The organism is Nesterenkonia flava (genome assembly GCF_031432335.1).
In the GTDB taxonomy this organism is placed as follows: domain Bacteria; phylum Actinomycetota; class Actinomycetes; order Actinomycetales; family Micrococcaceae; genus Nesterenkonia; species Nesterenkonia flava.
Genome location: NZ_JAVKGT010000019.1, coordinates 25715 through 38256 on the forward strand (window position 1 = coordinate 25715; position 12542 = coordinate 38256).

General features: G+C 63.4%; 12 protein-coding genes. 6 read left to right on the forward strand and 6 right to left on the reverse strand.

Going from position 1 to position 12542, the window contains the following annotated elements:
- Nucleotides 1–74 precede the first annotated feature (74 nt).
- From RH857_RS08365 to RH857_RS08390, 6 genes are all read left to right on the forward strand, one after another.
- Nucleotides 75–1424, forward strand: coding sequence for an LLM class flavin-dependent oxidoreductase (locus RH857_RS08365; protein WP_310537522.1), 1350 nt, complete (start codon nucleotides 75–77; stop codon nucleotides 1422–1424).
- A gap of 41 nt (nucleotides 1425–1465) precedes the next feature.
- On the forward strand, nucleotides 1466–2995 hold the full coding sequence (locus tag RH857_RS08370) for an ABC transporter substrate-binding protein (RefSeq protein ID WP_310537523.1): 1530 nt from the start codon (nucleotides 1466–1468) through the stop codon (nucleotides 2993–2995).
- Between the two features lie 99 nt (nucleotides 2996–3094).
- Nucleotides 3095–4066 (forward strand): ABC transporter permease, encoded by a 972-nt coding sequence (locus RH857_RS08375; RefSeq protein ID WP_310537524.1) that lies wholly within the window; start codon nucleotides 3095–3097, stop codon nucleotides 4064–4066.
- Between the two features lie 4 nt (nucleotides 4067–4070).
- Nucleotides 4071–4961 carry an ABC transporter permease gene (locus RH857_RS08380; RefSeq protein WP_310537525.1) on the forward strand — a complete coding sequence of 297 codons (891 nt, stop codon included), beginning with the start codon at nucleotides 4071–4073 and terminating at the stop codon, nucleotides 4959–4961.
- Nucleotides 4958–5785, forward strand: coding sequence for an ABC transporter ATP-binding protein (locus RH857_RS08385; protein WP_310537526.1), 828 nt, complete (start codon nucleotides 4958–4960; stop codon nucleotides 5783–5785). Before RH857_RS08380 ends, RH857_RS08385 begins: the two co-directional genes overlap by 4 nt.
- Complete coding sequence (locus RH857_RS08390) at nucleotides 5782–6621, forward strand: ABC transporter ATP-binding protein (RefSeq protein WP_310537527.1); 840 nt, start codon at nucleotides 5782–5784, stop codon at nucleotides 6619–6621. The genes RH857_RS08385 and RH857_RS08390 overlap by 4 nt, the downstream gene beginning before the upstream one ends.
- A gap of 26 nt (nucleotides 6622–6647) precedes the next feature.
- On the opposite strand, the gene asd is transcribed toward RH857_RS08390, so the two are convergent.
- From asd to RH857_RS08420, 6 genes are all read right to left on the reverse strand, one after another.
- Nucleotides 6648–7847: an aspartate-semialdehyde dehydrogenase gene (asd, locus tag RH857_RS08395; RefSeq protein WP_310537528.1), complete on the reverse strand. Its 1200-nt coding sequence runs from the start codon at nucleotides 7845–7847 to the stop codon at nucleotides 6648–6650.
- Nucleotides 7848–7899: 52 nt separating this feature from the next.
- Nucleotides 7900–8457, reverse strand: coding sequence for a dihydrofolate reductase (locus RH857_RS08400; RefSeq protein ID WP_310537529.1), 558 nt, complete (start codon nucleotides 8455–8457; stop codon nucleotides 7900–7902).
- A gap of 21 nt (nucleotides 8458–8478) precedes the next feature.
- Nucleotides 8479–9288 carry a thymidylate synthase gene (locus tag RH857_RS08405; RefSeq protein WP_310537530.1) on the reverse strand — a complete coding sequence of 270 codons (810 nt, stop codon included), beginning with the start codon at nucleotides 9286–9288 and terminating at the stop codon, nucleotides 8479–8481.
- Nucleotides 9289–9588: 300 nt separating this feature from the next.
- Complete coding sequence (locus RH857_RS08410; protein WP_310537531.1) at nucleotides 9589–10620, reverse strand: NUDIX hydrolase; 1032 nt, start codon at nucleotides 10618–10620, stop codon at nucleotides 9589–9591.
- Nucleotides 10621–10640: 20 nt separating this feature from the next.
- Entirely contained in the window at nucleotides 10641–11669 is a 1029-nt protein-coding gene (mshD, locus tag RH857_RS08415; protein WP_310537532.1) for a mycothiol synthase, read from the reverse strand.
- Between the two features lie 70 nt (nucleotides 11670–11739).
- Entirely contained in the window at nucleotides 11740–12432 is a 693-nt protein-coding gene (locus RH857_RS08420; RefSeq protein WP_310537533.1) for a response regulator transcription factor, read from the reverse strand.
- Nucleotides 12433–12542 lie beyond the last annotated feature (110 nt).

Below are 12542 nucleotides of genomic sequence, written 5' to 3' on the forward strand. Positions count from 1 at the left end.
ATACTGAGACTGTGCCTAGGTGATTCACCCCTGCGAATCCGCAGCGAGAGGTGATGAAGAACAAGGAGATGAAGATGTCACAGTCACGGAAGATCCGACTGGGTGCCGTGCTCGGTGGAGCAGGAGGTCCCGGGGAACACGGTGCGTGGAAAGAGCAAGAGATCCCCGGAAACGCCAGTATCAACATTGAGTACTACCTCCGGCAGGCTCAGCTGGCTGAGCGGGGAAAGTTTGACCACCTTTTTGTGGTGGACAGTCTCTACATCACCCCCGACTCGCCCCCGCATTACCTGAACCGTCTGGAGCCGTTCACTCTGCTGGGAGCGCTGGCGGTGCAGACCCGGAATATCGGCCTAGTCGCAACGATCTCCACCTCCTATGAGGAGCCGTTCCATGTCGCACGCCGCCTCGCCTCCATCGATCTCATCAGTGGCGGCCGCGCAGGATGGAACGTGGTGGCCACTGGCGACGGGGGAACTGCCAAGCTGTTCGGGCGTGGCCAGCATCTGGAGTATGAAGATCGCTATGGCCGGGCTCTGGAGCATGTCCAGCTGGTGCAGAAGCTCTGGGACAGCTATGAAGACGAGGCTTTCCCGCGTGATGTGGAGACCGGGACCTTTGTCGACGTCGAGAAGCTGCATCCGGTGGAGCACCGCGGCAAGTACTTCACCGTGGAGGGGCCGTTGAACATCTCACGCTCTCCCCAGGGCCAGCCGGTCATCTTCCAGGCCGGTGATTCGGAGTACGGGCGCAATCTGGCTGGAGCCATTGCTGAAGGCGTTTTCACGCACCAGCCCACTATCGAAGCTGGCATCGCCTTCTCCCGGGACATTAAGGCGCGGGCCGAGAAAGCAGGCCGGAACCCTGATCATGTGCTTATCACTCCGGGCATCAAAGTCATTGTCGGTGACAGCGATGAGCACGCCCGCGAGATCGAACAGTATTTCCAGGACCAGGACGCTGACTTCACCAGGGCCGTCAAACTCTTCGGTCGTCCTTTCGGATGGCACGATTTCAACCAGTATGACCTCGATGCGCCATTTCCTGACCTGGGAGACCTGGGTGACCGTGACTGGAAGACCCGCGCGGACCAGATCAAGACAACCGCCCGGGAAGGGGGCCTGACTCTCCGGGAAACAGTGGAGCGGTTCACTGCGCCGCAGCCCTCGCCCTTCGTGGGCAGTGCAGAGACCGTGGCCAGCACGCTTCAGGAATGGTTCGAGGCGGGAGCTGTGGATGGTTACAACATCCATATCCGAACTCTGAGCCAGTTTGCCCGATTCACCGAGGAGGTCGTTCCTCTCCTGCAGGAGCGTGGTCTCTTCCGTGCGGAATACGAGGGAAGCACTCTGCGGGAGCATCTCGGTCTCCCCTTCATCGCCAACCGGCACCTGCAGCGGGAAGCCGTCCCCACCGGCACCTAGTGCACTGATCGCTTCATTGCGCACAGACAAGAGGAGAAATGATGTTCACAACATCTCGTGACCGTAAGCCCTGGAGAGTCGGGGCTGTGACCGTGCTCAGTGCAGCTCTGCTGGTGAGTTCCTGCGGCGCAGATGCCGGAGGCCAGGGGGGAGCAGATGGAGGGGAACAGGTACTGAGCTGGGCCCCGAGGGTCTCTCCCTGGAGCTGGGACCCTATCGTGCAGGGAAGTGGATTCCAGTTCAACCAGCTTTCCCTGGCCTATGCCTCTCTCACTGAAATCGATGAGAACGGTGAGGCCCAGCCAGGGCTGGCTGAAAGCTGGGAGTACAACGAGGCTGGGGACGCCGTCACCTTCACTCTGCGGAAAGACCTCACCTTTCAGGATGGAGAACCTGTCGACGCAGAGGCCGTGAAGCTCTACGTAGAACGAGCTATTGGGCAGGAAGACTCTGCTCTGGCCAATGATTTGGACTCCATCGATCACATCACCGCAGACAGCGAGCTGGAGGTGACCTTCCACCTCACCCAGGTGGATCATCAGGTTCCCCTCCTTCTGGGGCGCCGGGTGGCACTCATCACCTCACCGGCAGCAGACCCCGAGGATCTTGAGCAGTTCCCTGTCGGCGCTGGCCCCTTCACTCCCTTGGAAATCGTGCCGGATTCCCATGCCTACTTCCAGAAGAACCCTGACTACTGGAATGCGGACGAAATTCACATCGACAGAGTGGAAATCCATTGGGGTATCGACACGGCGTCCGTGGTGCCCGCCCTGCAGACCGGGACCTATAACTTTGCAGACCTCCCCCCGCAACAGGCGCAGGCGGCTGAAGGCACCGAGGTGGAAGTGGTGACTCACCCCGGGTTCAATGCGGCGAACATCGCCATCAACCACAATCTGGAGCCGTTCGATGACCCGGCTGTGCTGGAGGCGGCCCGTCATGCCGTTGACCGGCAGGAGTTCGTTGACTCCATCACCTTCGGTTACGGCAGCGTGACCGCACAACCCTTCCCCGAGGACTATCTCGCCTGGAGTCCGGAACTCGAGGATCCATGGCCTTATGATCCTGAGCTTGCCCGAGAGGTCCTGGCGGACGCCGGATACGAGGAGGGAGACATTGTGGTGGATTTCGTGGTGCGCGATGACGAGCCGGTCAATGAAATCGTTCAGTCACAGTTTGCTGATGTGGGGATCATCCTGAATCTGCAGGTGACCACCAACTGGGAGCAGCCCTTCTTCAGCAAGGAGCTTCCCATTTCTACCTACTCCACTACAGGACGGGAATCCCCGGTGCAGACACTGACAGCTCACTTCGGCCCTGACGGCCCTCTGAACCTGGCGGGAGAATACGAGAACGATGAGTTCTTCGAAGCCGTGGCGGTGGCACGCGAGACGCCGCTGGATTCCCCCGACTATGTGGACAACCTCCACGCCGCAACAGAGGCGGGAGCGCTCAACAGCCCCACCATCTTCACCTACAGCCTGCCCAATATCTTCGGAAAAGTGGGCGTCTCTGAACTGCCACAGGTCCCAGGGCAGATTCACTGGACCGGCGTCACCATCGAGGACTGACCATTCATGTCTACGGCCACTGTGGAGAAAGCACCCCCCAAGCGCCAAGAGCCAACACACCGTCCCCTGCGGAGCGGGAGGAAAGATGCCCGGGGTTCCGTGGCAGCACTGCGGACGAAACGGTTTTTATACGGCATCGGCCGAGTAGCAGGCGTCTTCCTCCCTGTATTTCTGCTCGGAACGTTCCTCACCTTCCTGCTGGGACATCTCAGCGGATTGAGTCCCGCTTATGTCCAGCTGGGAGAATCCGCGACCCCGGACCTGGCTGCCCAGCTGGAGAGCGAATGGGGGCTGGACCGGCCCTTCCTCGTGCAGTACGCAGACTGGTTTGGCTCTCTGCTCACCGGTGATCTGGGAACAAGCTGGTACAACAACCAGGGAGTCTCGGACCTGCTCTGGGGGCGTGCCATCGTCAGCATGTCAGCGGCAGGTCTGGCCCTCCTCATCGGAGTGGTCTTCGGCTTTCTTCTGGGGGCCCTGGCCGCCGCGCTGCAAAGAACATGGGTGGATCGTGGCATCACTGCTTTCACCACGATGATCTCCACCATGCCACCCTTCGTGGTGGGGATCGGGCTAGTGGCCATTTTCGCCGTGGGCCTGGGTTGGCTCCCCGCAGCAGGCTACGTCCCCCTCAGCGCAGGTCTCGGACCCTGGTTGAGCTATCTGATCCTGCCAGCATTGGCGCTGAGCTTCGACACTATTGCCGACGTCGCCCGGCAGCTTCGCACGGGGCTGGTCTCCTCTCAGCGGCAGAACTATGCCACCGGGGCACTGGTCCGGGGGCTGAGCCCGCGCCGCACATTCTTCGTCCATGTGCTGCGCAACGGGGCAAGCCCCTCCATCGCCATTCTGGGTATGAAGTTCCCCAATCTGCTGGGCGGAGCAGTGGTGACCGAGGCGATCTTCGGTCTGGCCGGCTATGGCCTCTTCGCCAGTGAATCGGCCCTTCGGGGGGATGTCCCGGCTGTCCAAGGAGTGCTGGTGGTAGCAGTGGTGCTCGTGGTGGTCTTCAACGTCTTGGTGAATATCATCCTCAATCGCCTGGTTCCCGCCTCGCAGAGAGGAGTCTGAGGGTATGCTGCGGAATCTCTTGGCGCTATGGAGTGTGCGGATAGCGGGTGCCTTCCTGCTGCTGGTGCTGGGGCTGGCCATCATCGGCCCAGTGGTGGCACCTTTCGAGCCCCTCGAACGCAGCCCCAATATCCTGGCGCATCCTTCCGCGGAGCACTGGTTGGGAACGGACTATATGGGCCGTGATGTCCTGAGCAGGATCCTGACCGGGTCCACCATTAGTGTCCTGGGAGCGGTGGAAGTGGCGGTCATCGCGCTGGTGCTCGGGGCTCTTCCAGGAATTCTTTCGGTCTATCTGGGACGTGTTTTCGAGTGGGTGACCCTTCGGGTGATCGACACATTGATCGCTCTGCCCTTCCTTGTGGTCGCAGTAGCGATGACCGCCCTGCTCGGTAACGGAGTGCACCAGGCTATGATCGCCGTCGGACTGCTTGTCTCTCCGGTGTTCTACCGTGTTGCCCGGGCAGCAGCGCTGGAAGCAGTCAGTTCGCAGTATGTGGAGGCGGCGGTACTCAGCGGAGCGTCCACCTGGTGGGTGGTGCGTCACCACATCTGGGGGAAGGTGCTACCTGCGCTGGGGGTGGCACTGGCCAATACGATGGGGGCTGGTCTGGTGGTGATTGCCAGCCTGACCTTTATCGGTATCGGCGTCCAGCCTCCGGAACCTACATGGGGAGGCGTACTGGCCTCAGACCTGGGATATCTGCATTTCCGCCCCTACGCCCCCTTCTTTCCCATCGCCTTGATCATGGCCACTGTATGGGCTCTTAATGCCTTGGCCGATGGCATCAGGGATGTTTCCGGGGAATCGGGCCAGCGCCTGGCCACGCGAGGCAAAGCGGTTCCCTCCACTGTGCAGAAGAGCGTCAAGGCGGGGGAGGTCAATCTGCGATGAACTCTGATGAGAGGCTCCTCGATTATCGCGAGGTCACGATTGCGAACAGGATGACCGGTGAGCATATCGTCCATGGTTTCACCGCTTCGCTCCGACGAGGTGAGGTGCTGGGCATCGTCGGAGAGTCGGGAAGCGGAAAGTCGATCACCTGCCGTTCCATCTTGGGGATTCTTCCCCGCGGCTTCGATATCACGGAAGGAACAGCTGAAGTCTTAGGGCAGGACCTCCGAAACCTTTCGGCCAAAGGATGGCTCAGCATCCGGGGTGTCCGGGTGGGGGCGGTATTTCAGGACCCCGGGTCATATCTGAATCCCTCCATCCGGGTAGGTCCACAGATTGCGGAGCCGCTCCGGGTCCGGCGAGGCCTGAAGCGAGGAGAGGCCAAGGAACGCGTCCTGGATCTCTTTGCCTCCGTGCATCTGGCTGACCCTGCTGACTTATACCAGCGCTACTCCTATGAACTCTCCGGTGGAATGCTGCAACGAATTCTCATCGCCGGAGCACTGGCCCTGGAGCCGGAGGTTCTCATCGCGGATGAGGCCACCACGGCGCTGGATGTGACGGTGCAGGCCGAGATTCTTGACCTGCTCGAGGAGCTGAAGGAAAAGACAGGGGTGGCTCTGGTGGTTGTTTCTCATGATCTGGCCGTGGTCGGAAGACTTTGTGACCGGATCCTTGTCATGCGTCATGGACAGATCATCGACCAGGGCAGCACCCGCCAGGTGCTGTTTGAGCCTGCCCATGAGTACACCCGGCTGTTGGTCAGTGAGCACCAGGTGTATGGGCTTGACCGCTTTCTGGCTGCGGAAAGGAGCGCAGGATGAATAACACCAAAGAGCGCCTGCTGGAGGTCGAACAGCTTGATGTTCACCTCGGTTCCCTTCGTTCCCGCCGGCAGATCATCACCAACGCGAGCTTCTCCCTTCGCCTTGGGGAATCGGTGGGACTCATCGGAGAAAGTGGATCAGGGAAATCCACCATTGCACGCACGCTGCTGGGACTCGTGAAACCCTCCCACGGGCAGATCACCTTTGACGGGCAGAGACTGAGTGGGTTCAGCGTCAAGGAGTGGAATATATTCCGGAGGAAGGGGTCCCTCCAGTATGTCTTTCAGGACCCCCTTCGTAGCCTCGACCCGGAATTGACACTGGGCCGATCCCTGGCTGAGCCCCTGCATATTCAGGGACGGTTCTCGCGCAAGGAGATCCGGCGAAAGACCGAGGAGCTTGCCATTGATGTCAACCTCGCACCTGAGCTGCTGGACCGATATCCTGCAGAACTCTCTGGAGGACAGCGTCAACGTGTTGCCGTTGCCCGGGGCCTCATCCTCGAGCCCAAACTTCTTATTCTGGATGAGCCGGTGAGCGCTCTGGATTCAGCGAACCGAGTGCAGGTGCTTCAGCTGCTGGAGAAACTGCGGCAACGGGGTATTTCTTTGCTCTTCATTTCCCACGATCTGGGTTCCGTAGCCGGTATGACGGACCGGACTTTGGTGCTCTACCGTGGTGACCTGGTGGAACAGGGAACTACCCGTGAGGTGATCAACTCCCCTCAGCACCCTTACACCAAGCTGCTTATCGGATCGGCGCCTACTTTGGCGGCCGTAGCGCTGGACCGCAAGGAACGCGACGCCCTGCGGCAGGAGCTCGCAGCATTCTGAGGCCCGGCCGGTCCTGACCCCCAGGGCTACAGTCGCCCCAGCACGACCTGCAGCATACGGCGCAGCGGCTCGGCCGCGCCCCAGAGCAGCTGGTCGCCCACCGTGAAGGCGCTGATGTACTCGGGGCCCATCTCCAGCTTGCGGATGCGGCCTACGGGGATCTCCAGGCCACCGGTGGCGGCTACGGGCGTGAGCTGGTCCATGGTCGGCTGCTTCTCGTTGGGGACCACCTTGGCCCACTCAGTGCCCTCGGCGACGATCTTCTCGATCTCCGGCACGGGAATGTCCTCGCGCAGCTTCAGGGTCAGCGCCTGGGAGTGGGAGCGCAGCGCGCCGATGCGCACGCACAGCGAGTCGAACGGGATTTTCCCGCCCTTGGAGACCACGCCGGGGGCCACGTTCTCGCCGCGGCCGAGGATCTTATTGGTCTCCACACCGGCCTTCCACTCCTCCTTGGCCACGCCGTTGCCCAGGTCGGCGTCAATCCAGGGGATCAAAGAGCCGGCCAGCGGCACACCGAACTGCGAGGCGTCGAGCTCGCCGCGCTGGGAAGCCAGCACCTTGCGGTCGATCTCCAGGATGGCTGCTGCCGGGTCGGCCAGCTCCTCAGCCACGGTGCTGTGCAGATCCCCGAACTGGGTCAGCAGCTCGCGCATGTGCTTGGCGCCGCCGCCGGAGGCGGCCTGGTAGGTCATTGCCGTGCCCCACTCGACGAGGTCCTGCTTGAAGAGGCCGCCAAGGCCCATGAGCATGCAGGAGACGGTGCAGTTTCCGCCCACAAATTCGTTCACCCCGGCTGCCAGGCCGGCGTCGATCACGTCGCGGTTAATGGGGTCCAGCACAATGATGGAGCTGTCCTCCATGCGCAGGGTGGAGGCGGCGTCAATCCACAGGCCCTTCCACCCGGCCTCCCGCAGCTTGCCGTAAACGGCCTTGGTGTAATCCCCACCCTGGGCGGTGACAATCACCGGCAGCTTGGCCAGGGTGCCGACGTCGTAGGCGTCCTGAAGCGTGGTCTCCTCCAGCTGCACACCGTCGAACTCCGGGGCGGCGCCGCCGGCATTGGAGGTGGAGAAGAAGACGGGGTTGAAGTGCGCAAAGTCGCCCTCATCCAGCATGCGCTGAATGAGAACCGAACCCACCATGCCACGCCAGCCGATCAGGCCCACAGAGGGGGTTCCGGCGGAGGAGGACAGGGCGGAAGTCAGAGCGGGAGCAGCAGTCATAGACACCAGCGTAACGAGATTGCCCCGCGGGCGCGATCAGAAGAGGGACTCGTCACGCCGGCGCATGCGGTGCCGGGCGCATGCGCCGGTACGTCTCAAAGCGGTACCGGGTGCCGCTCTGAGAGGTCTCCCAGCCCTGCTCGGGCATGGCCGAGACGAGCGTCCACTCCTGGGGATCCAGCTGGGGAGCAAAGGTGTCGCCGTCGACGTCCAGGTCAATCTGGGTCACAGCAGCGATCTCCGCCAGCCCCTTCTCCACCGCCTCGGAATAGATGGCCCCTCCGCCCATGATCCACACAGCAGGGGAGTCGTAGGTGTGTTCACCGGCCAGTGATAGGGCATCCTCCAACGACGACGCCGTCAGCGCACCCCCCTCCGCCAGCGGCAGCGTCTTGCTGGTGTCCCGGGTGACCACCACATTGACCCGTCCCGGCAGCGGCCGGAACCGCTCCGGCAGGGATTCCCAGGTCTTGCGCCCCATGATGACGGGCGCCCCCTGGGTGACGGTCTTGAAGTAAGCCAGGTCCTCGGGCACGTGCCAGGGCATAGCACCGTCGCGTCCGATGACGCGCCCCGGCGTCTGGGCCCAGATCATTCCAACGGTCGGCATGGGATTCCCTCCTGCGGTGGGCTATACCGCCACGGGGGCTTTGATAGCGGGGTGGTGCTGATAGTCCAGCACCACGAAGTCCTCCAACGCGTAGTCGAAGATCGACTCCGGGGTGCGGTTAATGCGCACCCGAGGGTAGGGGTAGGGCTCGCGGGAGAGCTGCTCGCGCACCTGCTCCACGTGGTTGTCGTAGATGTGGCAGTCGCCGCCCGTCCAGATGAACTCGCCCGGTTCCAGGGCCACCTGCTGGGCCACCATCAGGGTCAGCAGGGAGTAGGAGGCGATGTTGAAGGGCACGCCTAGGAACATGTCAGCACTGCGCTGGTAGAGCTGGCAGGAGAGCTTGCCCTCGGCAACGTAGAACTGGAACAGGATGTGGCAGGGCGGCAGCGCCATCTGCTCGATCTGTCCGGGATTCCACGCGGAGACCACGTGACGCCGGGAGTCAGGGTTGTCCTTCAGCTGCTGGATCAGCTGGGAGATCTGGTCGAGGCTGGTGCCCTCAGGGGTGGGCCAGGAGCGCCACTGGACACCGTAGATAGGGCCGAGCTCGCCATTCTCATCAGCCCACTCGTTCCAGATCCGCACCCCGCGCTCCTGCAACCAGCGGGCGTTGGAGTCCCCGCGCAAGAACCACAGCAGCTCCAGCGCCACGGATTTGAAGTGCACCCGCTTGGTGGTGATCAGCGGGAAGGACTCGGAGAGGTCAAAGCGGATCTGACGGCCGAACACGCTGCGGGTGCCGGTTCCGGTGCGATCAGACTTCTGGGCGCCGGTGTTCAGCACATCGGCGAGCAGGTCCTCATACGGGGTGGGTATGGTCTCACTCATCGCCAGCCAGTCTAGCCCGGCAGTCTGGAGATCCGGACCCCTGCGGCGCGCGTTGCCGAGTGCCGGCGTCGCCACGAAACAATGTCGGATTCACGGTGCCTTCTCGCGGACCTCGCCGGTTAAGGCGCCGCATATCCGACACTTTGGTGCTTGGTGTGAGCGGACGGTGCTGGTGTGAGCGGGCGCGCGGGCCACCGGCCGGACGTGACCGGGTTTCCCGCCCCCGGAGCAGCTTCAGGCATGAGGACGTGGGTGAGTTCGCCCAGAGGCGGCGCGACATGTGCGCACCCCGGAACCTACTCAGTCGTCGAAAGGTTCGTAGAGCTCCAAAGCGATGACCTCTCCGCCCCGGTCCACGGCCCGATGCGCGACGACGACGGCGCCCGGCTTCAGGTAGGGGTCGGCGGCGGGCAGAGCGGCGCTGACCTGCTCGTAAGGGATCCGTCCCCGCAGCTCGGTCAGGACGATCGGCAGCACGGGCCGGTGGGTGCACACCAGTGCGGGCTGCAGCAGGTCCAGGGTCTTGCGCGTGCGGCCGGCAGTCCTGCCTGGCGCCTCCTTCGCGCGCTTCTCCGTGAGTGACTTGCGGTACTTGATCTTGTGCCGATGCTGCTTCACATACGGAGCCAGGGTCTCCTGGCAGCGCTTCCACGGGCTGCAGTCCAGGTGCCGGGGGCGCCAGGCGGTGATGAGTCGCTCCACCGCCTTGGCCTGCCGCTTGCCCGTGGCAGCCAGGGGGCGCTCAGACTCGGCCTTGGACCAGGACGAGCGCGGCTTAGCCTTGGCGTGGCGCAGCACCACGAACGGCACGGTGGCGAGTTTGCGCTCCTCGTGCAGCCTCTCCAGTTCCGCCAGAGGCTCCAGATCTCCGGGCTGGCTCAGCATCTCGCGCGCCTGGTCCGGGGTCACCCAGCGGGTCTCGTCCGTCTCCTCCCCGTCGGGGGTCGGCTTGCCGTCGAGGACCTCGGCTGCCCAGTACCAGACCTCCTTGGGTACGGAGACTCGTTCGCCCCTGACGGTCTTGATGACGTCATAGCGGGTGATCGGCAGCGGGGCGCCGAGCCGGATCTTGAGCTGGACCTCTTCGGCCACCTCCCGGATGGCGCATTCGGGTAGGGTCTCGCCGTCGTCGAGCTTGCCCTTGGGGAAGGACCAGTCGTCGTAGCGGGGGCGGTGGATGACCAGGACCTGAAGGTTTCCCTGGTGTAGACGCCACACGAGCGCACCGGCCGCCAGAACCTCGGCCTCGATGCCGTCATCGGAAAGTGTCTCGCTGGCGCGGCGGGGAACATGTCGCATCGTCGCGGGGCTCGTGGTCTGCGAGGAATTCACGTCTGAAAGATACCAGTGAGTCAGGAAGGCTCTGCAGTCGAGGTGATCAGCGGCTCGTACTGGGTATCCACATCCCACACCGTGAAGCCGAGCTTCTTGTACAGCTGGGCGGCCGGAGTGTTAGAGGCGTCGACGTAGAGGATGATCGCATCGACGCCCTTCTCCCGCAGATGCTTCAGCCCCGCCAGCGTCAGAGCGGCCCCGAGCCCCCGGCCCTGAGCGGCAGGGGTAACGCCCACCACGTAGACCTCGCCCAGGCGCTCCTCGCCGGCTTCCGCGGGCGGGATCTTGGTCCAGTGATAGCCCAGCAGCTCACCGGTCTCAGTGTCCTCGGCCAGCAGGAAACCCTCGGCACTGAACCAGTCGGCGTCGATCCTGGCCTGTAGATCTTCCTCCGTCAGTCGCCCTTGCTCCGGGTGGTCGGCAAAGGCAGCCGCATTGGCGTGCAACCACGCCTCATTGTCCTCGCCGGGCACAAAGCTACGGATCCGCACGCCTTCGGGCAGAAGCCGCTCAGGCAGCTCCACCGAGTTCTCCAGGCGCATGCGCCACAGCTCGCGAGCCGGGGTCCAGTCGAAGCGCTGCGCCAGAGCGGGGCCGCCCTCGTGTCCGCCATGGGCCCAGGCGCGGTAGACCCCGCCGGAGTCGGGGGACAGAAGCGTCGCACTCAGAGATTCAGCCAACGCAGTGGCAACACCGCGTCGGCGGTGCTCGGGATGGACCACCAGCTCCAACACATCAGGCTCAGTCTCACCGCGGGGATTCTCCGGGTCCGACTCTCGAGATCCCAGGACGACGACGCCGGCCCCGGCAAGTTCGGGCTCCTCCTCACCCGTGATCCAGGCCAGCACCAGGGCGACGGGGGAGGGCGCATCCTCCTGTTCGGCGGTGAGCCGCGCGGCCTGGTGCAGCTCTACGAGCGTCTGCTCGGAGAAGGGTGGGGCGCCGTCGGTCTTCTGCGCGACGTCGGCAAGCGTCTCCAGCGCGGTGACGATCTCAGCGGAGACGCCATCGGTCAGTTGCTCAACCTGAAGGTTCGGGGCAGCCATGGGCTCAGCCTACTGCTTGGGTCCCCGGTGTGGAGAGGGTGGGGTGTCGATCGAGCGCGGCGTGACGGATTCAGGCGGCGTCGATGTCGTCGCTGGATTCAGTGTTCTCGGTGCCGCTGACCACCAAGCGGTAGCCCACGTTGCGCACCGTGCCGATGAGTGACTCGTGATCGGAGCCGAGCTTGGCGCGCAGGCGGCGGATGTGGACGTCCACGGTGCGGGTGCCGCCGAAGTAGTCATAGCCCCACACGTCGTGCAGAAGGCGGTCGCGGGTGAAGACCTGGCCGGGGTGCAGGGCCAGGTGCTTGAGCAGCTCGAACTCTTTGTAGGTGAGGTTCAGAAGCTTGCCGTTGATGGTGGCCATGTAGGTGGTCTCGTCGATGACGATGGCCCCGGCGCGGATCTCCCCGGCGGGCGCTTCTGCCTCGGTCTCTACTGCCGCCATGCGGATGCGGGCATCAACCTCTCCGGGGCTCGCTTCGGCGAGGACAAAGTCATCGGCCTGCCAGGACTCGTTCAGTGTGGGGAGTCCGGCCTCGGTCACCACCACAATGACGGGCGAGAGCATCGAAGATTTCACCAGTTGGCACAAGGAGCGAGCATGGGCCAGGTTGCTGCGCGCATCGATGAGCGTGATATCCGCATTGGGAGCGCGCACGATGCTCGAGGCTTCGGCGGGGAACTGGCGGATGCGGTGGTTGAGCAGCTCGAGTGAGGGCAGGGCGTCCTCGGGGGCATCAGAGAGCAGCAGCACCTGAGCCATCGGTATCCCTCCCTCAATCTCGCGTGCCCTGAAGTCTAGCCGTACGCCCGGATCACCCCTAGCCGAACACCCGGGGGCGAGGCTTGTCACAACCGTATTCTTTTCCGCTA